Origin of the sequence: Pseudomonas sp. Pseusp16 (assembly GCF_047324915.1) — a bacterium.
Taxonomy (GTDB): Bacteria; Pseudomonadota; Gammaproteobacteria; order Pseudomonadales; family Pseudomonadaceae; genus Aquipseudomonas; species Aquipseudomonas fluorescens_CD.
This window is the reverse complement of record NZ_CP168522.1, coordinates 261,209-287,852: the sequence shown is the minus strand read 5'-3', so window position 1 is coordinate 287,852 and position 26,644 is coordinate 261,209. Positions and strand designations below refer to the sequence as shown.

Annotated in this window: 17 protein-coding genes; 8 read left to right on the top strand and 9 right to left on the bottom strand. The window is 61.8% G+C overall.

Features of this window, described 5'->3' with window-relative positions:
- The 7 genes from ACEN8Q_RS01140 to ACEN8Q_RS01110 all read right to left on the bottom strand — a co-directional run bounded on the left by ACEN8Q_RS01140 (position 1) and on the right by ACEN8Q_RS01110 (position 10,627).
- Entirely contained in the window at positions 1–3,228 is a 3,228-nt protein-coding gene (locus ACEN8Q_RS01140) for a transporter substrate-binding domain-containing protein (protein ID WP_413704346.1), read from the bottom strand.
- On the bottom strand, positions 3,229–3,855 hold the full coding sequence (locus tag ACEN8Q_RS01135) for a response regulator (RefSeq protein WP_413427877.1): 627 nt from the start codon (positions 3,853–3,855) through the stop codon (positions 3,229–3,231). It lies immediately after the preceding gene.
- Positions 3,856–3,964: 109 nt separating this feature from the next.
- Positions 3,965–4,366, bottom strand: a complete 402-nt coding sequence (locus ACEN8Q_RS01130) for a chemotaxis protein CheY (protein WP_413704345.1) — start codon at positions 4,364–4,366, stop codon at positions 3,965–3,967.
- A gap of 151 nt (positions 4,367–4,517) precedes the next feature.
- On the bottom strand, positions 4,518–5,234 hold the full coding sequence (locus tag ACEN8Q_RS01125) for an MgtC/SapB family protein (protein WP_413427879.1): 717 nt from the start codon (positions 5,232–5,234) through the stop codon (positions 4,518–4,520).
- 139 nt (positions 5,235–5,373) lie between these two features.
- Complete coding sequence (gene mgtA, locus ACEN8Q_RS01120; RefSeq protein WP_413704344.1) at positions 5,374–8,088, bottom strand: magnesium-translocating P-type ATPase; 2,715 nt, start codon at positions 8,086–8,088, stop codon at positions 5,374–5,376.
- 572 nt (positions 8,089–8,660) lie between these two features.
- The gene (locus ACEN8Q_RS01115) at positions 8,661–9,998 is read right to left on the bottom strand and encodes a lysine N(6)-hydroxylase/L-ornithine N(5)-oxygenase family protein (RefSeq protein WP_413704343.1); all 1,338 of its coding nucleotides are present in this window, start codon (positions 9,996–9,998) and stop codon (positions 8,661–8,663) included.
- A gap of 146 nt (positions 9,999–10,144) precedes the next feature.
- A complete protein-coding gene (locus ACEN8Q_RS01110; RefSeq protein ID WP_413704342.1) occupies positions 10,145–10,627 on the bottom strand; it encodes a sigma-70 family RNA polymerase sigma factor in 483 nt (160 codons plus the stop codon).
- Positions 10,628–11,010: 383 nt separating this feature from the next.
- Here ACEN8Q_RS01110 and ACEN8Q_RS01105 point away from each other — a divergent pair, with 383 nt between their 5' ends.
- From ACEN8Q_RS01105 to ACEN8Q_RS01095, 3 genes are read left to right on the top strand one after another with little or no spacing between them, the layout of a single operon-like run.
- Complete coding sequence (locus ACEN8Q_RS01105) at positions 11,011–12,183, top strand: efflux RND transporter periplasmic adaptor subunit (RefSeq protein WP_413704341.1); 1,173 nt, start codon at positions 11,011–11,013, stop codon at positions 12,181–12,183.
- Positions 12,184–14,157 (top strand): MacB family efflux pump subunit, encoded by a 1,974-nt coding sequence (locus ACEN8Q_RS01100; RefSeq protein ID WP_413704340.1) that lies wholly within the window; start codon positions 12,184–12,186, stop codon positions 14,155–14,157. It begins immediately after the preceding gene.
- 7 nt (positions 14,158–14,164) lie between these two features.
- Positions 14,165–15,559: an efflux transporter outer membrane subunit gene (locus tag ACEN8Q_RS01095; RefSeq protein ID WP_413704339.1), complete on the top strand. Its 1,395-nt coding sequence runs from the start codon at positions 14,165–14,167 to the stop codon at positions 15,557–15,559.
- 132 nt (positions 15,560–15,691) lie between these two features.
- Here the strand turns inward: ACEN8Q_RS01095 and ACEN8Q_RS01090 are convergent, their stop codons facing one another.
- The gene (locus tag ACEN8Q_RS01090) at positions 15,692–17,311 is read right to left on the bottom strand and encodes a PvdJ/PvdD/PvdP-like protein (RefSeq protein WP_413704338.1); all 1,620 of its coding nucleotides are present in this window, start codon (positions 17,309–17,311) and stop codon (positions 15,692–15,694) included.
- 256 nt (positions 17,312–17,567) lie between these two features.
- Between ACEN8Q_RS01090 and pvdM the strand changes: the two genes are divergently transcribed.
- From pvdM to ACEN8Q_RS01065, 5 genes are all read left to right on the top strand, one after another.
- On the top strand, positions 17,568–18,917 hold the full coding sequence (pvdM, locus tag ACEN8Q_RS01085; protein WP_413704337.1) for a pyoverdine-tailoring dipeptidase-like protein PvdM: 1,350 nt from the start codon (positions 17,568–17,570) through the stop codon (positions 18,915–18,917).
- 30 nt (positions 18,918–18,947) lie between these two features.
- The gene (locus ACEN8Q_RS01080; protein WP_413704336.1) at positions 18,948–20,228 is read left to right on the top strand and encodes an aminotransferase class V-fold PLP-dependent enzyme; all 1,281 of its coding nucleotides are present in this window, start codon (positions 18,948–18,950) and stop codon (positions 20,226–20,228) included.
- Between the two features lie 29 nt (positions 20,229–20,257).
- Complete coding sequence (locus tag ACEN8Q_RS01075) at positions 20,258–21,145, top strand: formylglycine-generating enzyme family protein (RefSeq protein ID WP_413704335.1); 888 nt, start codon at positions 20,258–20,260, stop codon at positions 21,143–21,145.
- A gap of 205 nt (positions 21,146–21,350) precedes the next feature.
- Positions 21,351–23,000, top strand: coding sequence for a cyclic peptide export ABC transporter (locus ACEN8Q_RS01070; protein WP_413704334.1), 1,650 nt, complete (start codon positions 21,351–21,353; stop codon positions 22,998–23,000).
- A gap of 127 nt (positions 23,001–23,127) precedes the next feature.
- Complete coding sequence (locus tag ACEN8Q_RS01065; RefSeq protein ID WP_413422565.1) at positions 23,128–25,545, top strand: TonB-dependent siderophore receptor; 2,418 nt, start codon at positions 23,128–23,130, stop codon at positions 25,543–25,545.
- A 403-nt stretch (positions 25,546–25,948) separates the two neighbouring features.
- On the opposite strand, the gene ACEN8Q_RS01060 is transcribed toward ACEN8Q_RS01065, so the two are convergent.
- Positions 25,949–26,461, bottom strand: coding sequence for a PaaI family thioesterase (locus ACEN8Q_RS01060; protein ID WP_413422563.1), 513 nt, complete (start codon positions 26,459–26,461; stop codon positions 25,949–25,951).
- Between the last annotated feature and the right edge of the window lie 183 nt (positions 26,462–26,644).

The window sequence follows — 26,644 nt, the reverse complement described above, 5'->3', positions numbered from 1 at the left end:
TCAACCCTGCCCGATACTTTGGTCCAGTCGGGTCATGGCTTGCTGCAACTGGTCGACGGCATCGTCGACCAGTGCCGCACGACCGTCATTGCACGCCTGCTCCAGCTGTTCGCAACACTCGACCAGGCCAAGCGCTCGCACCATCAGCGCCCCGCCCTTGATCCGGTGTGCCAGTTCCTGCAATCCGGAACGATTGTCGCCGGCGTGCAAGGCCAGCAAATGCACGCGGTCCTCGCGATTGCTCAGCGCCAGATCGTGCATCAGTTGATCGATCAGCTCGCGGTCCGAATCCGCATAGCGCTCCAGCCCACTCAAATCGAACTCGGCGAAGCCATGGCCGTCAGTTGGCGCTAAGGGGGCGCTGGAAAACCGCTGGGCCAGCCACGCCTGCAAATCCACCAGGCGGATCGGTTTGAACAGGCAATCATCCATGCCCGCCGCCTGACAACGGGCCTTCTCTTCGGCCTGCGCATTGGCGGTAAAGCCCAGTATCAGCGTCGACGATAGCCCCTGCACCTGCTCTTGCTCACGTATCGCGCCCGCCAGTTCATATCCACTGAGCACCGGCATGTTGCAGTCGGTAATGACCAGATCGAACCCACCTGCGCGCCACTGTTCAAGCCCAAGGGCCCCGTCTTCGGCCAGCACCACATGATGGCCCAGGTAGCTCAGTTGCCGCGAGAGCAACAGGCGATTGGCGGGATAATCGTCGACCACCAGAATCGACAACACCCGGGTCGTGAGCTGCGCCGGATCCTGGGCCATCCCCCCTGCGGGTAATGCTTGCAGGGCAGGCAGCACCAGGCTGATATCCACCCGCGTCCCGCGCCCGAGCTCACTGTCGAGCTGCAAATGGCCGCCCATCGTTTCGCACAGGGTACGACTGATCACCAGGCCCAGGCCGGAACCTTGCCGGGCGGTCTGCTGACTGTTGCCCGCCTGCACGAAAGGGCTGAACAGGCGTTGCTGGTCGAAAGCGCTGATACCGATGCCGCTGTCCTCGATCCGTACGCTGACGGCAAGATGCTCCGGGGCTTGAGGCTGCACGCGCAGCGTCAGGCTCACCCGGCCTTCACGGGTGAACTTGATCGCATTGCTCAGCAGGTTGGACAGCACTTGTTTGAAGCGCGTGGGATCGAGCATCACGTCGCGGTCACTGTGTTCGTCGAGTTCGACCCGCCACTGCAGATTCTTCTGCATCGCCAGCCCTTCGAAAACCCGGCAGACCGACGTCACCAGCGCGTGCAGATTGACCCGCTCCGGCGCCAGCGACAAATGCCCGGACTCGATCCGGGCGACGTCCAGAATGTCGCCGATCAAATCCAGCAATTGTTGTCCGGCATTGGATGCCACCTCGATGGCGGCGCGGTCGGTCTCCCCTTCATCGGCCCGTTTCAACGCCAGTTCGAGCATGCCGATCAATGCGTTCATCGGCGTACGGATTTCATGGCTCATGGTGGCCAGGAACGTGGTCTTGGCCCGGTTGGCGTCGTCCGCCGCGTCCTTGGCTTCCTGCAGTTGCCCGAGCAACTGCTGACGCTGGCGAATCTGCCGCCGCTGCCAGACGATCCCGGCCAACGCGAGCAACAGCAAGACACCCGCCACCGCAAAAGCCTGCACGATCGCCTGGCGGTGTCGCAGCCAGTAGCTCTGCTCGACCATCGAGTCATAGCGCCAGGGCTGGGTCAGCTCGTCGATCTCTTCGGGAGGGATGCTCAACAGCGCCTTGTCCAGAATCGAATGCAGTTCGGTAGCCTCGCGACTGGTTGCCAGGGTGCTTCGGGCGGGGTGGGTGCCCACGGTGCTGGTCACTTGCAGGCGATCGCGATACTGCCGGGAAATCAGGTAACGGGCGCTGATCAGCGAGTTGATACCGCCCTGGGCCTTGCCCTGGGCGACCATTTCCATGGCGTCCGTCGACAGTGGTGCATCCATCAGCCGGATCAACGGGTAATGCTGGCGAATGTACTCGCCGACAACGTTGCCCCGGGTCAGCGCCAGGGTTTTTCCCGCCATGTCATCCAGTGTCCTGGGGCTGCCCGCGGCTGCGCGGGTCACCAGCACCGAAGGGCTGCTCAGAAACGCCCGGGTGAACAGCAGTTCGTCGTCACGCAGGGAACTGAGGCCGATACCGGCCAGCACATCGATCTCTCCGCTGGAGATGCCGGTCATCATTTCGGCCACCGACTTCACGCTCCGGATGTCAAATTGCAGCCCGGTACGCGAACTGATTTTGGTCAGCACATCGACGCCGATACCGCGAAATTTGCCTTCGCTGTCGATGAATGTAATCGGCGGAATGTTTTCGTTGATCGCCACCCTCACCCGCGGGTGGCGTTCGAGCCAGCGCTGTTCGGCCACGCTCAATTGCAATGACTCGGCGCCCGGGATAGATGCCCCGTTTGCTCCCCAACGACGCAGGATATTCATTTGTTCATGGGTGGTGATGGCCGCCAGCGCCTTGTTGACGATGCGCAATAGCGAAACGTTGTCGCGGGTCATCGCAAAGGCAAAACGCCCGGATTCCATGGGCGAGAAGTCCGTCAGGCGCACGTTGCTCAGGTTGTTCCTGCTGATCAGGTAATGGGCATTGATCGCATCGCCCAGATAGACATCGGCCTGGCCGAATGCCACGGCGCCCATCGCCGCCAGTGTCGAGGGAAACAGCTGGACCTGCGCCTTGGAATAGAACTGTTGCACGCTGTATTCGGGCAGGTAGTGATACAGCATCACCAGCCGCTTGCCGGCCAGTGTCGGGTCGAGTACCGGAGGGAAATCGGAACGCGTGACCAGCACCGGCTGATCGACCGCGTAGGCGCTGGACATCTGCAGCTGTGGATCCTCGGCTTCAAATCGATTGGCCGTTCCCAGCAGGTCTGCCCGCCCTTCCTTGATGGCCTGCACCGCATCGGCCCGCGACGGATAACATTCGACCTCAATGTCGACGTTCAACATTTGTTCGAGCAATCCGGCGTAATCGGCTGTCACGCCTTCGAACACCTTGCCCGCCGTATTGAACTCGAAAGGGGGATAATCCGGCGTCGAAACAGCCAGCACCAATCGGCCCTTTTGTTGTAGCCAGCGCTGCTCGGCTTCCGACCACCCGACACTCAGACCTTCGGCACTCGAGCGTCCCAACAGGGTCAACGGCTGTTGTGCACAGACCGTCGATGACCATAGAAGAAGGCCCGTCAGCACCCAACCAGCCAATCGCCTGAGAGCGTTCATTCAGATCAAATGATTGCGCAGGGCGAAATCCCTCAAGTGCACCGACGAGTTCACGTTGAGCTTGAGGATGAGTCGGGTCTTGTAGGTACTGACGGTCTTGTAGCTCAGGTGCATGATCTCGGCGATTTCCAGGTTTTTCGAGCCCCGGGCCAGATACTGCAGAATGGTCAACTCACGATTGGAGAGTTTGTCGATCAACTGTTTTTCACTGCGTTGCAAATCCCCTATCGATACGGAACTCGAGGGGATCTGGGCGAAATAGGTGTAGCCGGCCATCACCGAACTCACCGCGGCCTTCAAGTCATCCAGGTCCTTGCTCTTGGAAACATAGGCAACAGCCCCGGCCCGCATGCAGCGGTCCTGATAGAACTCGGCCTCCAGCGAGGTGAACACCACTACGCGACATTGTGTGTTTTCGGCCTTGATGCGGTCCATCACCTCAAGCCCCGCCACACCGGGAAGACCCAGGTCAAGCAACACGACATCCGGTTGATGCTCCCGGATCAGCGACAACACCTGATCGCCACGGGAGGCTTCGTAAATTTGCGTGAATCCTTCACCCTTGAGTACGAGTTTGATCATGGAGCGAACCACCGGATGATCTTCCACAATCAATGCTGACTTCATGACAACTCCCGTGCAAAACAACACGATCGGGCAAAAAAATGCCCTCCAGGCACCGCAGCGGCTGGGCACAACGCTGCGCATAGACAATGGCATGGAAGGCTGAGAGGGGCTACCTGACAGAAATGACAGTTCCGACGAACGGTAGCGAACGATCGACGGCGCTCATCAATTGCGTGATTGACGCCAGGTCAGGCACAGCGGCCCGGCTGACCTGGACTTTGCCCGGGGCTGGCGACAACGGTGCCTGTTGCTCATTGAAGATAAAACCGTGACGAACCTGCGGGTTGTCGGCAAGGAAATTGAACAGGTCCAGCGCTCCGTTGGCCATCGCCCCATTGACGAGCACCAGATCCAGAGGCTCGCAACCGTACTCCACCAATGGAAGGAGTTCGTCGAGGCTCTGCACCGGTGCCACCCGAAAGTAGCCGAGCTGGTTGAACCGCCGCTCGATCCGCAGGCGGTTGAAGTGCTGTGCATCGGCGATCAGGATGCGCAAGGATTTGTTCGGCAAGGAGACCTCCAAAAGGATGTCGGTTTCAAGAGGTCGCAAAGCCTACGGAAGACCTCCCCAGGTTTATGTAGGAATATTCCTAAATCAATGCAGGTTAATCTGACTCTTGCCTTGGAAACGCAAGCGCGCTTCGCCCCTGAAACCCTGGCCTTTACTCCGTGGTACTAGGACTCCAGAACGCCTGCACCACCAGGGTCGACATCGAAATCCGCGCCACCAGCGCATCCAGTTCATCGCCATCGACGGAGGTGGTCGCCAGGGTGGCTTCGATTTCAATTTCATCCGTACCAAAGGCATGCACATCGACATCGCTGGCCGGATAGTTGCTGCGCTCCAGCTCGGCTTCGAGCAAGGCCAGCACGGTTTTTTGCTGCGTACGCCGGGCGATCACATAGACGATGTTGGTGACTTCCGCCGAAATCACATCCAGCGGCTGACGGTTGATGTTGTTGACGATCGGCCGCAGCAAGGTATTGGCCGCGAGCACGAACAGCGTGCCGAGCAACGCTTCGGCCAGCAGGTCGGCACCGGCGCAGGCACCGACTGCAGCCGAGGTCCAGAGGGTCGCGGCGGTATTGAGGCCACGCACATTGCCCTCTTCACGCATGATCACCCCGGCACCGAGAAAGCCGATACCGGAGACCACATACGCCACGACCCGCACAGCACCTTCGGCTCCGCCGAGACGGTTGGCCATGTCGACGAAAATCGCCGCGCCCACCGCCACCAGCACATTGGTGCGCAGGCCGGCGGTGCGCTGCCGATACTGACGCTCGAAACCGATCAGGCCACCGAGGATGAACGCCGCGCTGAGGCTGACCAGGGTGTCGAGCAGCGAAGTCAGGTTGAGGTTGTTGATGGCTTGCATGATGAACTCCTTGAAAAACACACGATCCCCTGTAGGAGCGAGCTTGCTCGCGATGGACTCAAGAGCGCCGCGTTTAGCCAGTAAACACGCGTTATCGTTAACGACCATCGCGAGCGAGCTCGCTCCTACATCGGCAGCATTACTGCCAGCCAAAGCGCCGGATGTAGAACCCTTTCACCGCCTGGGTCAGCGCCATGTACGCCAGCAGGATCACCGGCAGGAACACGAAATACAGCGACGGCAACGCCTGCAGCTTGAAGTAATGCGCCAGCGGTCCCATCGGCAGGAAAATCCCCACGGCCATGATCAGTCCGGTCATCACCAGCAACGGCATGGCCGCGCGGCTCTGCACGAACGGGATCTTCGGCGTGCGGATCATGTGCACGATCAGTGTCTGGGTCAGCAGCCCGACCACGAACCAGCCAGACTGGAACAGGGTCTGGTGATCCGGGGTGTTGGCATCGAACACGTACCACATCAAGGCGAACGTCGTGATGTCGAAGATCGAACTGATCGGCCCGAAAAACAGCATGAAGCGCCCGACATCCGCCGGCTGCCAGCGCTGCGGTTGCTTGAGCATTTCGTCATCGACGTTATCGAACGGGATGGCGATCTGCGAAATGTCATAGAGCAGGTTCTGCACCAGCAGGTGCATCGGCAGCATCGGCAGGAATGGAATGAACGCACTGGCCACCAGCACCGAGAACACGTTGCCGAAGTTCGAACTGGCGGTCATCTTGATGTACTTGAGCATGTTGGCGAAGGTCCGGCGACCTTCCAGCACGCCCTCCTCCAGCACCATCAGGCTTTTTTCCAGGAGGATGATGTCGGCCGCTTCCTTGGCGATGTCCACGGCGCTGTCCACGGAAATGCCGATGTCGGCGGTGCGCAGGGCCGGGGCATCGTTGATGCCGTCGCCCATGAATCCGACCACATGGCCGTTGCCCTTGAGCAGACGGACGATGCGTTCCTTGTGCGAAGGCGTCAGTTTGGCAAAAACGTTGGTGGTTTCCACGGCTTTCGCCAGCTCGGCATCCGTCATGCGTTCGATGTCGTTACCCATCAGCAGGCCCTGCTGTTCCAGGCCGACTTCGCGGCAGATTTTCGCCGTCACCAGTTCGTTGTCGCCGGTCAGCACTTTCACCGCCACGCCGTGGGCTGCCAATGCCTTGAGCGCCGGCGCCGTGCTTTCCTTGGGCGGGTCGAGGAACGCCACGTAACCGATCAGCGTCAGTGCCTGCTCATCGGCCAGGCTGTAGGTGTCGCGTCCTTCACTCATCGGCCGTGCCGCTACCGCCACGACACGCAAGCCCTCGGCGTTGAACGTGGCCGTGACCTGTCGAATGCGCGCCAGCAACTCTTCGGTCAAGGCTTCATCGACTTCGCCGTGACGCACCCGCGAGCAGACCGCCAGCACCTCTTCCACCGCGCCCTTGCAGACCAGCAGGTGCGGTTGATCGCGCTCGGCGACTACCACCGACATGCGACGACGGGTGAAGTCGAACGGAATCTCGTCGACCTTGCGAAACGCCGTGCCGACTTTCAATTGACGATGGATTTCGACGTGTTCGAGCACCGCCACATCCAGCAGGTTTTTCAGGCCGGTCTGGTAGTAGCTGTTGAGGTAGGCCATTTCCAGCACGTCATCGGAGTCATTGCCCCAGACATCGACGTTGCGCGCCAGGAAGATTCTGTCCTGGGTCAGGGTGCCGGTCTTGTCGGTGCACAACACGTCCATGGCGCCGAAGTTCTGGATGGCGTCGAGACGTTTGACGATGACTTTTTTGCGCGACAGGAACACCGCGCCCTTGGCCAGGGTCGAGGTGACGATCATCGGCAGCATTTCCGGGGTCAGGCCCACGGCAATCGACAGCGCGAACAGCAGCGCTTCGGTCCAGTCGCCCTTGGTGAAACCGTTGATGAACAGCACCAGCGGCGCCATCACGAACATGAAGCGGATCAACAGCCAGCTGACTTTGTTGACCCCGGTCTGGAACGAGGTCGGTGCCCGGTCAGTGGCGCCGACCCGCTGGGCCAGGGCGCCGAAATAGGTGCTGTTACCGGTGGTGAGAATCACCGCCATGGCCGTGCCGGACACCACGTTGGTGCCCATGAACAGGATGTTTTCCAGATCCAGGGGGTTGAGTGTGTCGCGGTCCTGCTGACGGGGAAATTTTTCCACCGGCATCGATTCACCGGTCATGGCCGCCTGGCTGACGAACAGGTCCTTGGCACTGAGCACCCGGCAATCGGCGGGAATCATGTCACCGGCAGACAGCACGATCAGATCGCCCGGCACCAGAAACCTGATCGGCAACTCGATGCGCTGCGCGCTGAGGTCCTCAAGGTCCCGGCGCATCACCGTGGCAGTGTTACTGACCATGGCCTTGAGAGCATCGGCGGCCTGGTTGGATTTGGTTTCCTGCCAGAAGCGCAGCAAGGTCGAGAGCACCACCATGGAGAAAATCACGATGGCAGCTTTCATGTCTTCGGTCAGCCACGAGATGACCGCCAGCAGCGTCAGCAGCAGGTTGAACGGGTTTTTGTAGCAGTGCCACAGGTGCGTCCACCAGGGCAGCGGTTGTTCGTGCTCGACTTCATTGAGGCCCAATTGCTCGCGCAGGGCATCGGCTTCATGCTCGCTCAAGCCATCGGTGTGACTGCCCAGATTGTTGAGCAATTGACCCGTGTCGCTACCGGCAGCAGCCACCAGGGTTTGCGCCAGGGTCGGTGGGACTTCACGGCTGACCGTGGTGTCGGTGAAGGTTTCCAGCAACGCCAGGCGACGGAAGTGCCGGGCGATGTGGCGGGTACGCAGGAAACCTGCGAAGAATTCCTTGAGGGTAAGTTTCATGGCTGGTGCCCCTTTGGTCAGCCGGGAAACCGTCGAGCAGGCAAGTCCACGCCTGTTCCGCCGGAACGACCGGCAAAGCAAGGCCTGGCGCGCCGGTCACGAATGACAGGCGTGTCGATAGGGCGGCGGCCACGACAGGAAAAGTCGAAACCACGCTCTGTTCAGCGTCGATGAGAGGGACGTCGGGACACGGCCAGGACTGGCCATGATCAGGATGCCGCTGCTCGCTTGTCGGCGAGACAACGGCACAGGAGACTGCGCGTTATCTTGCCGAGAAAATGCCGGTTACCGAGACCGGCCGACAACTGTCACTCGAACAAGTACCCACTGTGGGTCTCCGTAATGGATGAAAACGCGCGAAGCTTACGCCCCGATGTTTGGAGAGTAAACCCGTTACAAAAGCTTGCCGGGGGAAATGCGGGGTTCTTCAGGAAGGGTTCAGGAATCAAATCTGGTGGTGTTTGTGATGGCCCCTTCGCGAGCAAGCCCGCTCCCACATTTTGACCTGTGTTCGCAGATCAATTGTGGGAGCGGGCTTGCTCGCGAAGAGGACCTTGCAGCCACCGAACAACTCAGCTGGCCGTGGCCAGCAACAAATCCACCACCGACCGGCCATGCCCGCGATGCTTGCCATGCTCATACAGTGAAGCGGCAATCTCATCGGCGCGAATCGGCAGGATCGACAGCAAGGTGTCGCTCAAGCCGTGGCTGGCCTGGCAGAAGCCCTGCATGTAGAGGCCGGCCTTGCAGCGCTCGTCGGTGATCAGTCTGTAGTTGCGATCGACCTCGAAATCGCCCAGGTACTCTTCCAGCGGTGCCAGCAGTTTGCGGTGCATCTGCCGCTCGTAACCGGTGGCCAGAACCACGGCGTCGTAGTGACGCACCGAGACTTCACCGGTGGCGTTGTTGCGCAGCACCAGATCGATGCCGCGTTCGTTGGCTGTGGCTTTTGAGAGAGTGGTCAGCGTGTGGAACGCATGGTGGGCGATGCCCGAGACTTTCTGGCGGTAGAAGATGCCGTAGATGCGCTCGATCAGATCGATGTCCACCACCGAGTAGTTGGTGTTGTGGTACTCGTTCACCAGACGCTCGCGTTCGCTGTCAGGCTGCTGGAACACCAGGTCGGTGAACTCCGGCGAGAACACTTCGTTGACGAAGGGGCTGTCGTCGGCCGGCTTCAGTGCCGAGCCGCGCAGGATCATGTCCACCTGCACCGACGGGAAGCTGTCGTTCAAATCGATGAAGGCCTCTGCCGCACTCTGCCCGCCACCGATGATTGCGATGCTCATCGGCCGGTTGTCCACGCACGGCTGTTTGGCCATCTGCGCCAGGTACTGGGAATGGTGGAACACCCGGCCGTCATCCTTGAGCGCCTTGAACACCTCGGGAATACGCGGCGTGCCGCCGGCGCTGACCACCACCGAACGGGTGGTGCGCACATGCTGATGCCCGCTCGCATCGCGGGAAATCACCCGCAACGCCTCGACCTGATGGTTGTGCAGCACCGGCTCGATGGTCAGCACTTCTTCGCCGTAACGGCTTTGCGCAGTGAACTGCCCGGCGACCCAGCGCAGGTAGTCGTTGTACTCCATGCGGCACGGATAGAAGGTGCCCAGGTTGATGAAGTCCACCAGGCGCCCGTGAGCCTTGAGGTAATTGACGAACGAGTAAGGGCTGGTCGGATTGCGCAGGGTCACCAGGTCCTTGAGGAAGGAAATCTGCAATTCGCTCTGGGTCACCAGGGTGTTGCCGTGCCAGCGGTAGTCAGCCTGCTTGTCGAGGAACAGCACATCCAGGTCACCCTGGCTCGCCCCGCGCTCTTGCAGCGCGATGGCCAGTGCCAGGTTCGACGGGCCGAATCCGACGCCGATCAGGTCGTGAACGAGGGGCGATGCAATTGCCTGTGTCATTTCCAGTGTCCTCTGGATGTTCCCCTCAATAGCGGGGCATTGAACCTAAGTGACCTGACAGGCCTTGGGCCGCACAACAGGTCGTCTGTTGAGTAGGAACGAGGACAATGAAACAAAATTTAACGAGGCTTGATGAATCTGAAGGCTCAATGGCCTTCCCACTGGCGCATCCGCACACGGCAATGCTTCATGGCATTGACGATGTGCTTTTCGACCAGTGCACGGGAAATGCCCAGTTGCTCGGCGATCTGTGGATGGGACAGGCCCTCGATCTTGCGCAACAGGAAACTCTCGCGGCACAGCCGCGGCAACTCCGCCAAGGCACGCTGGAGCATGTCCAGGCGCTGGCCGTGATCGAGGACCTTGTGCGGTGAAGGCGTGAAGTAGCGTTCTTCGCTGTCGAGCACATCCAGCGGCTCGGCGCGACGCAAGGCATTGCGGCGGTGGTCATCGATGACCAGGTTCAATGCGGTGCGATAAAGGAAGGCGCGGGGCTGCTCGATCGGCGCGTCGCTGGTCCGTTCCAGCACGCGCAGATAAGCGTCATGAACCACATCTTCGGCCACCTGGCGGTTGCCCAGCCTGGCGTTCAGGAAACACACCAGCTCGCGATAGTAGTTTTCCAACATGACTCCCGTCCGCACGGGGGTGCGGTTTCTGTCCTTGAGCCGTTTCGGCGCCCGCTGAATTACGCAATGGCACGATAGTGGCAGTTTGAGCAGCGTAATTTATAGTAATTCTCATATAGATTTAAAGTACTGCTTCAATTTGCCGGGCATTTAGTCACGCCCCCTGTGTAGGAGCGAGCTTGCTCGCGATGGACGTCAACGATAACGCGTGCTGTCTGGATCAACGCGTTGTCCTTGATGCCATCGCGAGCAAGCTCGCTCCTACAAAGGGTCGTGTTGTCGGCTAAATTCTGCGCCCGGCTCATCGTTTACAGGACAGCTCCCCGTCTCTGCCCGCCTGCGCCGCTGAACGACGGGCCGATTTCCTTTGGCCGGAACCCCGAATGAAACGTTCCCGACAAACCCGACGTGTCGTGTTTGCAGCACTCTGCCTGATCCCCGTCATCGCCGTCGCCGCCTGGCAGTTCATCCCGCCGGGCCGCGACCGGTTTGCCACCGTCCAGGTCAGCCGCGCCGACATTGAAAGCAGCGTCACGGCATTGGGCACCCTGCAACCGCGGCGCTATGTCGATGTCGGCGCCCAGGCTTCCGGGCAAATCCACAAGATCCATGTGGAAGTCGGCGACCTGGTCAAGGAAGGCCAGTTGCTGGTGGAAATCGACCCGTCCACGCAACAGGCCAAACTCGACGCCGGGCGCTTCTCCATCGAAAACCTCAAGGCGCAGTTGCAGGAACAACGGGCGCAACACGAACTGGCCCGGCAGAAACACCAGCGCCAACAGAACCTCGCCGCCGGCGGTGCCACCCGTGAAGAAGACGTGCAGACCGCCCAGGCCGAATTGCGCGTGACCCAGGCGCGCATCGACATGTTCCTGGCGCAGATCCGCCAGGCCGAAGCCAGTCTGCGCAGCGATCAGGCCGAGTTGGGCTACACGCGGATTTATGCACCGATGGCCGGCACTGTGGTGGCACTGGATGCTCGCGAAGGCCAGACCCTCAACGCCCAGCAGCAGACGCCGCTGATCCTGCGCATCGCCAAACTGTCGCCGATGACCGTGTGGGCCGAGGTTTCGGAGGCCGACATCGGTCACGTCAAACCCGGCATGCACGCCTGGTTCACCACCCTGAGCGGCGGCACCCGGCGCTGGACCAGCACCGTGCGGCAAATCCTTCCCGTCCCGCCCAAGCCACTGGACCAGACCGGCCAGGGTAGCGGCAGCCCCGCCAGCACCAGCAAAAGCGGGAGTGCCCGCGTGGTGCTGTACACCGTGTTACTCGACGTCGACAACGCCGACAACGCCTTGATGGCGGAAATGACCACCCAGGTATTTTTCGTCGCCAATCAGGCGCAGAACGTACTCACCGCACCCATCGCTGCCCTGCAGGCCGGTGCGCAGGCAGACCTGCAGACGGCGCAAGTGGTCGCCAGCAATGGCCGCATCGAACAGCGCAACGTGCGTACCGGCATCAGTGACCGCCTGCGGGTGCAGATCCTCGATGGCCTGCAAGAAGGCGATCACCTGTTGATCGGCCCGGTCGACGGGAGTGGCGGCTGAATGCGGACGCCCGTGATCGAACTGCACGAAATCCGTAAAGCCTACGGCGGTGGCGACGCCCCTGAAGTTCACGTATTGCGCGGCATCGACCTGTCGATCCATGCCGGTGAGTTCGTGGCGATTGTCGGCGCCTCCGGTTCCGGCAAGTCGACGCTGATGAACATCCTCGGCTGCCTCGACCGCCCGACCTCGGGCGAATACCGCTTCGCCGGGGAGAACGTCGCGGCCCTGGACAGTGACGAACTGGCCTGGCTGCGTCGCGAAGCCTTCGGTTTCGTGTTCCAGGGCTACCACCTGATTGCGTCCGGTTCGGCCCAGGAAAACGTCGAGATGCCGGCCATCTACGCAGGCACCCCGGCCGCCGAACGCCACGCCCGCGCCGCCGCCCTGCTCGACCGCCTCGGCCTGGCTTCGCGCACCGGCAACCGTCCGCACCAACTCTCCGGCGGTCAACAGCAACGGGTGTCAATTGCCCGCGCCCTGATGAACGGCGGCCACATCATCCTTGCCGACGAACCCACCGGCGCGCTCGACAGCCACAGCGGCGCCGAGGTCATGACCTTGCTTGACGAGCTAGCCAGCCAGGGTCATGTGGTGATCCTCATCACCCATGACCGCGAAGTGGCAGCCCGGGCCAAGCGCATCATCGAGATCCGCGACGGCCTGATCATCAGCGACAGCGCCGACGAAAACCCGAGCGCGCAAAATTCGGCCACACCCGGTGCGCTACAAGCCGTCGACCTGCGCAAGCGCTTGAGTGAAGGCGCCGAAGCGACAGGCGCGTGGAAAGGCGAATTGGTCGATGCCGTGCATGCGGCGTGGCGGGTGATGTGGATAAACAGGTTTCGTACCGCGCTTACCTTGCTCGGCATCATCATCGGCGTCGCCTCGGTGGTGGTGATGCTGGCCGTGGGCGAAGGCAGCAAGCGCCAGGTGATGGCGCAGATGGGCGCATTCGGTTCCAACATCATTTACCTCAGCGGCTCGGCCCCCAACCCGCGCACGCCGATGGGCATCGTCACCCTCGATGAGGTCGCGGCGATTGCCAGCCTGCCCCAGGTGATGCGGATCATGCCGGTCAACGGCCAGGAGGCCGGGGTGCGCTTTGGCAACCTCGATCACTTGAGCTACGTCGGTGGCAACGACACCAACTTCCCGGCGATTTTCAACTGGCCGGTGGTCGAAGGCAGCTACTTCACCCACGCCGATGAGCAGAACGCCGCCGCCGTCGCGGTGATCGGGCACAAGGTGCGGACCAAGCTGCTCAAGGACGTGGCCAACCCGATCGGCCAGTACATCCTGATCGAAAACGTGCCCTTCCAGGTGGTCGGCGTACTCGCGGAAAAAGGCGCCAGCTCCGGCGACTCCGACAGCGACGACCGCATCGCCATCCCCTACTCCGCCGCGAGCGTGCGCCTGTTCGGTACTCACAACCCGGAGTACATCGCCATCGCCGCCGCGGACGCGCGTAAGGTCAAGGAAACCGAAAAAGCCATCGAGCAACTGATGTTGCGCCTGCACGACGGCAAGCACGATTTCGAACTGACCAACAACGCGGCGATGATCCAGGCCGAGGCACGCACGCAAAACACCCTGTCGCTGATGCTCGGCTCGATTGCCGCGATTTCGCTGCTGGTGGGCGGGATCGGTGTGATGAACATCATGCTCATGACCGTGCGCGAACGTACCCGGGAGATCGGTATCCGCATGGCCACCGGTGCCCGCCAGCGCGACATCCTGCGCCAGTTCCTCACCGAAGCGGTGATGCTCTCGGTGGTGGGCGGCCTCACCGGGATTGCCCTGGCGCTGATCGTCGGTGGCGTGCTGATTTTCAGCGAAGTCGCAGTCGCCTTCTCTCTGATAGCGGTGCTGGGCGCCTTCGGCTGCGCCCTGGTCACCGGTGTTGTCTTCGGCTACATGCCGGCCCGCAAAGCTGCCCGACTCGACCCGGTCACGGCCCTTACCAGTGAATGATCGATTTATGAAGCCGCCACTCAGTGTGTTAACCCTGTGCCTGTTGCTCGGCGCCTGCGGCAGCCCGGCCCAGCGCCCCGACAGCGGCATCCAGCCTCCCGCTGCCTGGCAATCGCCGCACACCGCAGGCGTTACCGATGCCAACCGACAATGGTGGAGCCGCTTCGGCAGCCCGCAACTGGGTCGCCTGATCGAACAGGCGCGGCTCGGCAGTTACGACCTGGCCGCAGCCATCGCGAGAGTGCGCCAGGCCCGGGCCGATACGGTGATTGCCGGCGGCTCGCAACTGCCCGAGGTCAAGGCCGCGGTCAACGCCAACCGCCAGAAATTGCTGCGGGGCAGCGGCTACAGTCAGCTCGATGCCGACAGCGATAACGACGCCGTCGATTACTTCAATGCGAACCTTGTCGCCAGCTACGAAATCGATTTCTGGGGTGGCCAACGGGCCAGCCGCGACAGTGCTCAGTTCAGCTTGCAAGCCAGCGAATTTGACCAGGCCACGGTGGAGTTGACGTTGCTCAGCGCCGTGGCCAACGGCTACGCGCAAGCCTTGTCGTTGCAGGAGCAGGGCCGCATCGCCGGGTTGAACCTGGCCAATGCCCGGAGCGTGCTGAAACTGGTGCAGACCCGTTTCGATTCGGGCTCGGCCACCGCCCTTGAACTGGCGCAGCAAAAAAGCCTGGTGGCGGCGCAGCAACGCCAGTTACCGCTGGTGCAGCAACAGGCCGAGGATGCGCGAATCAGCCTCGCCGCCCTGCTCGGCCGCCCGGTTCAGGCGCTGTCGTTGGGCCAGGAACACTTCGATCAACTGACCTGGCCCGTCATCGACGCCGGGGTGCCCAGCCAGTTGCTCAGCCGCCGTCCGGACATTGCCCGGGCCGAGGCCCAACTGGCCGCCGCCCAGGCCGACGTCAGCGTCGCCCGGGCCGCGATGCTGCCGACCGTGACCCTCACCGCCGAAGTCGGCTCCGGCGCCGACCGGGCCGACGATATCCTGCGCAGCCCCTTCTATAACCTCACCGCCGGGCTGCTCGCGCCGGTGTTCAACAACGGCCGCCTCGGTGCCCAGCGCGACAAGGCCACGGCGCGCCAGGAAGAACTGCTGGAGACCTATCGCGGCGCAATCATCAACGGCTTCGCCGACGTCGAAAAAGCCCTCAACAGCATTCGCGGACTGGATGAACAGCGCCAGTGGCAGAGTGAAGAACTGAGCCAGGCGCAGACCGCGTTCAACATCGCGCAAAGCCGCTACCGGGCCGGGGCCGAGGACTTGCTGACGGTACTGGAAACCCAGCGCACGCTGTATGCGACACAGGATTTGAACGTGCAACTGCGGTTGTCGCGGATGCAGGCCAGTATTGCGTTGTACAAAGCGTTGGGTGGGGGGTGGCAGGTTCTGTAATTTCTGTTGTCAGTGAGTACGCCTTCGCGAGCAAGCCCGCTCCCACACTGGATCTTCAGTGAACACAAAACCTGTGTACGACCAAGATCCAGTGTGGGAGCGGGCTTGCTCGCGAAGAACGATAACGCGGTATCAAGCCAGGCTCTGTTTAGCCTTAAGATTGCGCGCATACCAAGGCCGCTGTGGCACCTTGCGCAACAGCCCCGCCAGTTTTTTCTCGTCCTCACCAAAGGTAATGCACAACGCCAGCTTCATGGTTTCCGGGTCCATTTCCACTGACTTGCCGGCCTGCAACCCCGGGGTAGTGCTGCAGCCGTGAGTGACCGGGCCGAGCCAAGGGTCATCGATCTCGACCCAGCGCCCCGGCGCAAACCATTGCACACCGTTGACCTGAAGCCGGCTGACCTGACCCGGATGGAAGCGCTCGTGGGCGCGGAACCAGTCCTCCAGGCGATCGTCGATCCAGCCGTGGAAATGCCAGAAAACCGGGTTCACATGGGAGGAAAACGGGTCGCCGAGGAAGTCGTTTTCCGCGGCGAACCAGCGTGCGGAAAAGTCCGCCGGATCACGGGCAAACGGCACCGGCTGGCCGTTCGACGGATCACGCGGCACCGAAGCCCAGCGCATGTGCAGCCAGTCGTGCAGGCCCAGTTCGACCTCCGAGCCGAACTGGCCGAGGGTCAGCGTCGACAGATAGCGTGGATCACGGTAGCGCGATTCCCAGACCTGGAAATTGCTGTGATACGTCTCAGCGGTCTTGATGTCGCTGACCCACTGCGTGTACTCGTCATCGTCCTCGGCCAGCCAGGTCGGCGGCAGCGCCGTACCGTCGTGGTTGTCGAAATAACGTGCGAAGCCGGGCCGGTCCCGTGCCAGCTCCGGCTGCGGCAACGGGAAATGCGTCCAGGAGGGCAAGTCCTGCATCGAACGTGCAGTGCCGAGCATGTGCCGGTGCATGAAGAAAAAGTCCACGCCCGAACCGTTGCGATCCTTGCGCGCCCCTCGGGCGTCGCGCTCCTTGTCCCGTGGGCCGGGTTGCCAGCCGAGCCCGCGCAAGGCGCCGCGCTGCTCTTCGGACAGCTTGTGCCATTTGTCCCGGGAGGCATGCCAGAGCTGGTGGAACAATCGGTGCTCCGGCGATACCAGCCAGGCCAGCAGGGCCGGATCGAGGCCGGTGCGCTCGCGGGCTTCAGGGAAGACCCGTTTGACGGCAATGAATCGATTGTCCTTGGCAGGCAGCATCAACGGCCGCTTCAGGTCCAGCACGCGCCCGCTGAGACTGCCGCTGCCGGCGTTGCCGAAGCCGGCCCAGACCTCGTCCAGGGTCATGTCGAACTCGTACTCGCAGCAGCCGCTGGCACCCAGCAGTCGCCAACCCAGCTGCTTCGGGTTGGCCGCGGACAGATCGCCCAGCACCCGGTAACGGGGCTCTTGCGTGGAGCGCAATCGCTCGGCGGTGTCGAGATATCCACTGAAACCGCGGCCCTTGTGCCCGATATCGAGGAACACTTCCAGTCCCTCCAGCGGCAAGCCTTCGATGCCGGCGTCACGACCTTCGAAACGAATGTGCCAGACCCCGCGCAAGGTATCCGCCAACCGCTGGCCGGCAACATCCGCCACGTCGAACGAGGCTTCGCCGGGGGTGATCGTCGGGTCCGGCCTGGTCAGTTCGCGCTGCCCGTAATACGCCGCCGGCACGGCGGCACCGGTCAGCGCCAGACCCGCAAGGAACCATCGTCGAGAAATCGTCATTGCCCTACCTGTGTCAGCCATGGAGCAGGCTTTATCCAAGCTAGAACGATTGTTGTGCAGACAAATTTAAAAGCTTCGTCGGAACGCCGCCCGGAGCAAGCCCGCTCCCACAGGGGAACGCGGTCGAATGTGGGAGCGGGCTTGCTCGCGAAGAGGCCGGCACAAACAACTAAATTCTCAGCCCAGCCACTCGTCCCCTCCAGATAGCAAAGGCCCCTGCGCCTGATCCCCGACGGCGAACCTGACTGAGACGGCAATGACAAAACCACGTTCGAAAAAGGCTCTTTTCATCGGCCTGCCGCTGGCCCTGGCGATCAGCGCGGGTGCAGGCCTTGCCGCCTGGGATTACTGGTTCAAGGACAATCCCGGCTACCCGGTCAAGGTGATGAAACAGGCCGATCAATTGCAGGAGCGCATCCTCTCGTTCGACAGCCACATCACCGTGCCCATGGACTTCGGCACCGCCGGCAACGAAGTCGACAAGGACGGCGAAGGCCAGTTCGACCTGGTCAAGACCGGCCGCGGGCGCCTGTCCGGTGCGGCGCTGACGATCTTCGGCTGGCCGGAAATATGGAACGGCGCCAACGCGCCCCATCGGCCTACTGCCGGGTTCGTCGACGAGGCCCGACACGAGCAGGAAACCCGCTACAGGATCATCAGCGCGATGGTGCGTGACTTCCCCAATCAGGTGGCCATCGCCTACACCCCCGACGACTTCCGGCGCCTGCATGGCGAAGGCAAGTTCGCGATCTTCATCAGCATGCTCAACGCCTACCCGCTGGGCAATGACCTCAACGCCCTGGACAAGTGGGCAGCGCGAGGCATGCGTATGTTCGGCTTCAGCTACGTGGGTAACAACGCCTGGGCCGATTCGTCGCGGCCGCTGCCGTTCTTCAATGATTCGCGCGATGCCCTTGGCGGGCTATCGGACATTGGCAAACAGGCGGTCCATCGCCTCAACGACCTGGGCGTGATCATCGATGTGTCGCAGATGTCGACCAAGGCCCTGGAGCAAGTCGCGCAACTGAGCCGCACGCCGATGGTCGCCTCTCACTCGGCACCCCGAGCGCTGGTGGACATCCCGCGCAACCTCAGCGACGCGGAAATGCAGTTGATCAAGAACAGCGGCGGCGTGGTGCAGATAGTCGGCTTCCCGACCTACATCCGCCCGCTGAGCCAGGCCACCCTGGCCAAGCTCAACGCCCTGCGCGCGCGCTTCGACCTGCAACCGTTGCAAGGCCTGGAGATGGCCCTGATGCCCGGCGATCCGGTGATCACCGTCTGGCCCGAGCAGCGTTTCGGCGAATACGCCAGCCAGCTCTACTCGATCCTCGACGAAGAACCCAAGGCCTCCCTCAAGGACTACGGCGATGCGATCGATTACGCCGTGAAGAAAATCGGCATCGATCACGTCGGCATCAGTTCCGACTTCAACGACGGCGGCGGCCTCGACGGCTGGAAAGACGTCAGCGAGGCCCGCAACGTGACCGCCGAACTGATCAGCCGCGGCTACAGTGAAGCCGACATCGCCAAGCTCTGGGGCGGCAACTTCCTGCGGGTCTGGGACCAGGTGCAGAATTCTTCCCGGCCTGTGGTGCAGAACTGATTTTTCCTTTTGCCAAAGCGAACCGAACCCATGACCAACCGTCGTTCATTCCTCAAGCAGGCCGGCATTCTGGCGGCCGGCATTCCCCTGGCCTCGGCCATCAGCCTGCCCGCACAGGCTGCAAGCCCCGCGCCGCTGCCCAAGGACAAATGGGACCAACTGCGTCAACTGTTCACGCAGGACCCGGACTACCTGCACTTCGCCAACTTCCTGGTGACCTCGCACCCGCGCCCGGTGCGTGAAGCCATCGAGATGCACCGCGCCAACCTCGATCGCAACCCGGGCCTGGCCATGGACTGGCATCGCGGCGAAACCGAACGCCGTGAAGAAGACGTGCGCGTGTGGGCCGGTCGCTACCTGAAAGCCAAGCCGTCGCAGATCGCCCTGACCGGCAGCACCACTGAAGGCCTGGCGATGATCTACGCCGGCATCCACGTGCGCCCGGACCAGGAAATCCTCACCAGCGAACACGAGCACTACGCCGCCAACAGCGTGTTCGAATACCGCACCCAGAAGGACGGCACCAAGGTTCGCAAGATCAGATTGTTCGAAGACCCGTACAAGGTCTCGACCGCCGAAGTGCTGGCCGCGATTGAACGCAACATCCGCCCCGAGACCCGTGTACTCGGCATGACCTGGGTGCATTCCGGCAGCGGCGTGAAGCTGCCCATCGGCGAGATCGGCAAACTGGTGGCCGAGAAAAACCGTGACCGCGCCGACAAGGACCGCATCCTCTACGTGATCGATGGCGTACACGGATTTGGCGTGGAGAACGTCGATTTCCCGGACATGCACTGCGACTTTTTCATCGCCGGCACCCACAAATGGATGTTCGGCCCACGGGGCACCGGGATCATCTGCGCCCGTTCCGACGAGCTAAAGGACGTGACCCCGACCATCCCGACCTTCTCCGAAGCCACCCAGTTTTCCACCGTGATGACCTACGGCGGCTACCACTCGTTCGAACACCGCTGGGCGCTGACCGAAGCCTTCAAGCTGCATCTGGAACTGGGCAAGGCCGAGGTCGCGACGCGCATTCACGACATCAACAGCTACCTGAAGAAACGCTTGCAGGCACACCCGTCGGTGGAACTGGTCACGCCGCTGTCACCGGAGCATTCCGCCGGTTTCACCTTCTTCCGCATCAAGCACCAGGACTGCGAGGAAGTCGCCAATTTCCTGATGGATCGTCGTGTCGTGTGCGATGCCGTGGACCGTGATGTCGGGCCGATCATTCGTGTATCGCCGGGGCTGCTCAATACCGAAGCGCACATCGACCAGTTGATGGAGCTGATGGCCAGCAAGCTCTGAACCGCCGATTCCCTTTAGCGAGAACCCTCATGAAAAACACCCTGTACAGGCTGCCCCTTCAACGCCTCGGTGCCCTGATGCTGCTGGCATTGCTCGGCAGTGCCGTACCGAGCCTCGCCCAGGCGTACACGGCACCGCTGCCGGGCAAGGTCTTCAAGGATTGCCGCAACTGTCCGGAAATGGTGGTGCTGCCCGCCGGCACCTTCACCATGGGCACCCCGGAAGGCGAAGTCGGCCGCGAGCCGGATGAAGGCCCGATGCATGAGGTGACATTCGACAAACCCTTCGCCATGAGCCGTTACCAGATCACTGCCGGCGAATGGGCCCAATACATGAAGGAAACCGGGATCACCCTGCCCGATGGCGATACCCGTCCCGGCCGGGCATGCACCAATGGCAAACCGAGTTACCCCCAAGGCCCGCGTCAGCCGGCGGTGTGCATGAACTTCGCCGAAGTCACGGCGTATGTCGCCTGGCTGTCGCGCAAAACCGGCCAGCATTACCACATCGTCAGCGAGGCCCAGCGCGAGTACGCGGCCCGTGCCGGGTCAACGGGACCGTTCCCCTTCCCGTTCGACCCCGGCACCGAGTACAGCATCGCCACCCACGCCAACACCTACGGCCCCACCGACGGCTACAGCCATACCTCCCCGGTCGGTAGCTATCCAGCGAATGCCTTCGGCATGTACGACATGCATGGCAACGTCTACGAATGGATCGCCGATTGCTACCACCCGGACTATGTCGGCGCGCCCACCGATGGCAGCGCCTGGACCGAACCCGATTGCGACACCCTGCGCATCCGTGGCAACGACTGGGGTGAAGCACCGGTGTTTTCCCGCTCGGGCAACCGCAATGACATCGACCCGCAAACCCGTGGCGACTGGATTGGTTTCCGCGTAGTACGCAATCTCTGACCACCCCCTGCCCTTGTGGGAGCGGGCTTGCTCGCGAAGGCGTCGTGTCAGCCAACATCAACTTTGCTGATCCACCGCTTTCGCGAGCAAGTCGGATCGCCGCACCGCCGCTCCCACAGGTTTTGTGTCGTCCATCCTTTAAATAAACCCCCTCACCAGACGTTCTACTGGGTATCTGCCTCAAGACCCAAGGAACCCTCTGCTCATGACCCAGCCATCGCGCGGTGCAATTCATGAATTGTTCACCCTCCTGAAACCGTTCCGGCTCGTCGTCAGTCTGTCGATCCTTCTGGGCATGGTCGGCGGCCTGAGCGTGACGGTGCTGCTGGCGACCATCAACAATGCGCTGCACTCACCGGACGGCCTGACCCAAGGCGTGGTTGCCCTGTTCGGCGGTCTGTGCCTGCTGGCCCTGGGCAGTTCGATCTGCTCGGATATCGGCACCAATTACGTCGGCCAGCACATCATCGCCAGGCTGCGCAAAACGCTTGGGGAGAAAGTCCTTTCGGCGCCCATCGAGCAGATCGAGCGCTACCGCAGCCACCGGCTGATCCCGGTACTGACCCACGACGTCGACACCATCAGCGACTTCGCCTTCGCCTTCGCGCCGCTGGCGATTTCCCTGACCGTGACCCTCGGCTGCATGGGTTATCTGGCGCTGTTGTCGTGGCCGATGTTCCTGATGATGGTGCTGGCGATTGCCATCGGCACCGGCATCCAGTTCTACGCGCAGGGCAAGGGCATCCAGGGTTTCATGGCCGCCCGCGACGCCGAAGACGATTTGCAAAAGCACTACAACGCCATTGCCGGCGGCGCCAAGGAATTGCGCATCCACCGTCCGCGCCGCCAGCGCATGTTCGTCAAGGGCATCCAGGGCACTGCCGATTTCATCTGCGACACCCAGGTGCGTTCGATCAACACCTTCGTGATCGCCAAGACCCTGGGCTCGATGCTGTTTTTCGTGGTCATCGGCCTGGCACTGGCCCTGCAATCCTTCTGGCCCAGCGCCGACAAGGCGGTGATGAGCGGCTTCGTGCTGGTGTTGCTGTATATGAAAGGCCCGATCGAACATCTGGTCAGCACGTTGCCGATCGTGAGCCGCGCACGGATTGCCTTCCGCCGTATCGCCGAGCTGTCGAGCCAGTTCTCCTCGCCCGAACCGCACCTGCTGCTCAACGACCAAGGCACCTCGCCGACCATGGTCGACAGCCTGCAGTTGAACAACGTCAGCTACGCCTTCCCCGCCGCACCCGGCAGCGACGCCTTTCGCCTGGGCCCGGTGAACCTGACCATCGAGCAAGGCGACATCATTTTCATCGTCGGCGAAAACGGCTGCGGCAAGACCACGCTGATCAAGTTGCTGCTGGGGCTCTACGCGCCACAACAGGGTTCGATCCTGCTCAACGGCCAGGGCATCGATGCGCACAATCGCGACGACTACCGCCAGTTGTTCACCACGATTTTTGCTGACTACTACCTGTTCGATGACGTGGTGCAGGGCGACCGGCACATCCCCGAAGATGCCAACACCTATCTGCAGCGGCTGGAGATCGCACACAAGGTCAGCGTCAGGGACGGCCGTTTCACCACCACCGACCTGTCCACCGGCCAGCGCAAGCGCCTGGCGCTGGTCAATGCCTGGCTGGAGGAACGCCCGGTGCTGGTGTTCGACGAATGGGCCGCCGACCAGGACCCGACCTTCCGCCGCATCTTCTACACCGAGCTGCTGCCGGACCTCAAACGCCTGGGCAAGACCATCATCGTCATCTCCCACGATGACCGCTATTTCGACATGGCCGATCAACTGGTGCGCATGGAATCGGGCCGGGTCGTCACCGAGCGCGCAACGGCCTGACGGTCAGTGCCGCGCACAGATCATTGTTTTTTTGAAGTTTGTTTTCCGGTTTAGCCAAAGCGGTCCGTCTAATAATAATTATCATTAACTAAAAAACTGCACACACCATTCTGGAGCGATTCGAGCAATGCAAAGCCCTACCCTGTCCCGCGCGCCGTTGGCATTAGCCATCGAACGGCAAAAGAAATTCCGAACGGTCGTGCCGGGCGCGCTGTTGACCCTGTTGCTGCTGGGAACTACCCAGGTCGAGGCTGCTCCGGTGAACGTCAATGTGCCGTCCCAGTCGCTGGCCAGTGCATTGCGCCAGCTGGGCCAGCAGACCAATCTGCAGATTCTCTACAGCCAGGACCTGGTCAACGGCATCAAGTCCACGGCGGTGTCCGGCAACATGGAACCGGAACAGGCACTGAAAACCTTGCTGCTGGGGAGCGGCATCAATTTTCAGTTGAATGGCAACACCGTGTCGCTGGTGCCGTCGGCCGGAGACTCCAGTGCATTGCAGTTGGGTGCGACGTCCATTACCGGCCTGGCGCTGGGGCCGACCACCGAAGGCTCGCACTCCTATACCACCAATGAAGTCAGCATCGGCAAGGGCAACATCAAGCTCAAGGACATCCCGCAGTCGGTGTCCGTCGTCACGCGCCAGCGCATGGACGACCAGAATTTGAACAGCCTGCAGGACGCCCTGCGCCAGGTCACCGGCGTGACCGTCAAGACCTACAACTCCGGCTCCAGCCTCAACGACATCTTCATGCGCGGCTTCCTCGTTGACCAGGTGCAGGTCGACGGCGTCTCGCAGCCGACCGGCCAGGGCGACATGGGCACCAGTTTCGACCTGGCGATGTACGACCGTATCGAAGTACTGCGTGGCCCGGCGGGCCTGTACCAGGGCGCTGGCGAACCCGGCGGCACGATCAACGTGGTGCGCAAGCGCGCCCTGAGCAAATTCGCCCTCGGGGGTGAACTGGCCGCCGGCTCCTATGATCGCTACCGTTCTTCGGTGGACGTCACCGGCCCGTTGAACGACGAGGGCACCGTGCGCGGTCGCTTCATCACCGCCTACGAGAACAACAAGTCCTTCGTCGACTACGCGAAGAACGAACGCCCGATGGTCTACGGCCGCCTGGAATTCGACCTCGACCCGGTCACCACCCTGTCGGTTGGCGGCGCCTACCAGAAGAACAACTCCACCCCGGCGTTCGGTTTGCCGGCCTACGCCGACGGCAAACTGCTCGACGTTCCTCGCTCGACCTTCGTCGATGCCAAGTGGAACACCCTCAACGAAAAAGTCTGGGAAACCTTCGCCGAACTCGACCACGAACTGGACAACGGCGGTCAGTTCAAGACCACCCTGACCTACCGCGATGCCGAAACCCCGCAGCGTAACTTCACCTGGGCCGACGGCGCGGTCGACCCGGCCACCGGTGACAGCTGGGCCGTGGCCTACGATTACTACACCCACATCAAGACCATCGGCGTCGACAGCTTCGTGACCACGCCGTTCGAGTTCGCCAATCGCCGGCACGAGTTCACCCTGGGCGCCGAGTACCAGCACCTGGACAAGGACTTCACCTACGGCGGCGGCGAGTACTTCCCGATCAACGTGTTCGATCCGGGCAGCATCGACATTCCCCGCAAAGACTATGCGCACGTCAACGGCAACTGGTCCAAGTCCGATCAGTATGGCGTCTACACCCGCGCCAAGTTCGACGTCACCGACTGGCTCGATGTCATCGGCGGCAGCCGTGTGACCTGGTACGAAAGCGACGCGAAGAACGCCAACGCCTTCTTCAACAACTTCGGCCAGGCCCACACCAGCATCAACCGCAAGGTCGTGCCGTACGGCGCCGTCATCGGCAAGATCACCCCGGAACTGTCGACCTACTTCAGCTACACCGGCGTGTTCAAACCGCAGAGCGAAATCGGAACGAACGGCGAGCCGGTCGGCCCGCGCGAAGGCAAGCAGTACGAGATCGGCCTCAAGCGCGAGTTCTACGACGGCCGCCTGAACGCCAGCATCGCCGCCTTCCGCATCTACGATGAAAACCGCGCCGAATACGACAACAACTCCGGTGCCTACATGACCGAAGGCAAGGCACGCAGCGAGGGTTGGGAAACCGAGCTGAGCGGCAACCTGACCGATAACTGGAGCATCGTCACCGGTTACGCCTACACCTCCACCAAGTTCCTGGACGGCGACCAGGCCAACAAAGGCAAGACCTTCAGCACCATCACGCCCAAGCACAACTACAACCTGTGGACCAAGTACGAGTTCACCGACGGTCCGCTCAAGGACTTCAGCGTCGGCGGTGGCGTGCGTGTGGTCAGCGAAACCTACTTCCAGCGTGACGTGAAGTTCCGGCAAGGCGGTTTTGCCGTCACCACGGCGCAGGTCGGCTACAAGTTCAACGAAAACCTGTCGTCGACACTGACCGCCAACAACCTGTTCGATCGCAAGTACTACGACCGCGTCGATGCCTCCTGGGGCACCAACTTCTACGGCGACCCGCGCACCGTAACCCTGAGCCTGCGCGCGCAGTACTGATAACTGAGTGCCCCCACCTGTAGGAGCGAGCTCGCTCGCGATGGTCGTTAACGATTACGCGTATTTACTGGTTAAACGCGGCGCCTGTGAGTTCATCGCGAGCGGGCTCGCTCCTACAGTGGCTGCGCGGCGGCCCCGGGTTGTCCGGTATCGACGGCTGACTGCTTCCACCTGTAGGAGCGAGCATGCTCGCGATGGTCGTTAACGATAACGCGTGCTCACTGGTTAAACGCTGCGCCTGTGAGTCCATCGCGAGCTCGCTCCTACAGTGGCTGGCGCGGCGAACCCGATGGCTGACTGCTTCCACCTGTAGGAGCGAGCATGCTCGCGATGATCGTTAACGATAACGCGTGTTCACTGGTTAAACGCTGCGCCTATGCGTCCATCGCGAGCGGGCTCGCTCCTACAGTGGCCCGGTTCCGTTTTCTGCTTGCGCGGCGGCCCTGAGTTGTTCGGTATCGGCGCGGACAAAGATGGAGTCCCCGACAGCGGTCAGGACATCCCCGGCGAAAACTTCGCAAATGACCCGGCTTTTGCGTCCGACATCGCCCTCGACTTTTGCACGCAGCGTCAGGCGTACCCCCATCGGGGTGGGCTTGATGAACTTGATGCCCAGGTTACCGGTGACGCAGGTGATGTGGGGCAAACTGCCTACCTCGCGCTGTTCTGCCCGATAGTGATAAGCCATCGCCGCCCAGTTGGAGTGGCAATCGACCAGCATCGCGATCAAACCGCCGTAAACCAGATCCGGCCAGCCGCAGTACTTGTCATCGGGCATATGCTCCGCCATGACATGCACCCCGTCTTCATGCCAGAAGCTCTTGATGTGCAGCCCGTGCGGATTCTGGCTGCCGCAGCCATAACAAACACCCTCTGGCGCGGCGATGTCTTGTAGTGAAGTGTTCTGCGTGGTCATACCGTGTCCATCCTTAATACTGGCGGCGAATCGTCGTGGTTCAAAGCGGCTGATCAATAAGGAGGAGATGCTTTCACCTTTCCCAGCGGGACCGAGCGGCGGGCAGCATCGGGCCGTAATGATCATACACAGCGGTTACCGGGCGAAAAAGTAGGTCAGGCACTTCAAAAGCGATGTCCCATT

Coding starts and splice junctions, on each gene's coding strand:
- ACEN8Q_RS01140 (WP_413704346.1), bottom strand. CDS start 3,228: ATGAACGCTCTCAGGCGATTGGCTGGTTGGGTGCTGACGGGCCTTCTT.
- ACEN8Q_RS01135 (WP_413427877.1), bottom strand. CDS start 3,855: ATGAAGTCAGCATTGATTGTGGAAGATCATCCGGTGGTTCGCTCCATG.
- ACEN8Q_RS01125 (WP_413427879.1), bottom strand. CDS start 5,234: ATGCAAGCCATCAACAACCTCAACCTGACTTCGCTGCTCGACACCCTG.
- mgtA (WP_413704344.1), bottom strand. CDS start 8,088: ATGAAACTTACCCTCAAGGAATTCTTCGCAGGTTTCCTGCGTACCCGC.
- ACEN8Q_RS01115 (WP_413704343.1), bottom strand. CDS start 9,998: ATGACACAGGCAATTGCATCGCCCCTCGTTCACGACCTGATCGGCGTC.
- ACEN8Q_RS01110 (WP_413704342.1), bottom strand. CDS start 10,627: ATGTTGGAAAACTACTATCGCGAGCTGGTGTGTTTCCTGAACGCCAGG.
- ACEN8Q_RS01105 (WP_413704341.1), top strand. CDS start 11,011: ATGAAACGTTCCCGACAAACCCGACGTGTCGTGTTTGCAGCACTCTGC.
- ACEN8Q_RS01100 (WP_413704340.1), top strand. CDS start 12,184: ATGCGGACGCCCGTGATCGAACTGCACGAAATCCGTAAAGCCTACGGC.
- ACEN8Q_RS01095 (WP_413704339.1), top strand. CDS start 14,165: ATGAAGCCGCCACTCAGTGTGTTAACCCTGTGCCTGTTGCTCGGCGCC.
- ACEN8Q_RS01090 (WP_413704338.1), bottom strand. CDS start 17,311: ATGACGATTTCTCGACGATGGTTCCTTGCGGGTCTGGCGCTGACCGGT.
- pvdM (WP_413704337.1), top strand. CDS start 17,568: ATGACAAAACCACGTTCGAAAAAGGCTCTTTTCATCGGCCTGCCGCTG.
- ACEN8Q_RS01080 (WP_413704336.1), top strand. CDS start 18,948: ATGACCAACCGTCGTTCATTCCTCAAGCAGGCCGGCATTCTGGCGGCC.
- ACEN8Q_RS01075 (WP_413704335.1), top strand. CDS start 20,258: ATGAAAAACACCCTGTACAGGCTGCCCCTTCAACGCCTCGGTGCCCTG.
- ACEN8Q_RS01070 (WP_413704334.1), top strand. CDS start 21,351: ATGACCCAGCCATCGCGCGGTGCAATTCATGAATTGTTCACCCTCCTG.
- ACEN8Q_RS01065 (WP_413422565.1), top strand. CDS start 23,128: ATGCAAAGCCCTACCCTGTCCCGCGCGCCGTTGGCATTAGCCATCGAA.
- ACEN8Q_RS01060 (WP_413422563.1), bottom strand. CDS start 26,461: ATGACCACGCAGAACACTTCACTACAAGACATCGCCGCGCCAGAGGGT.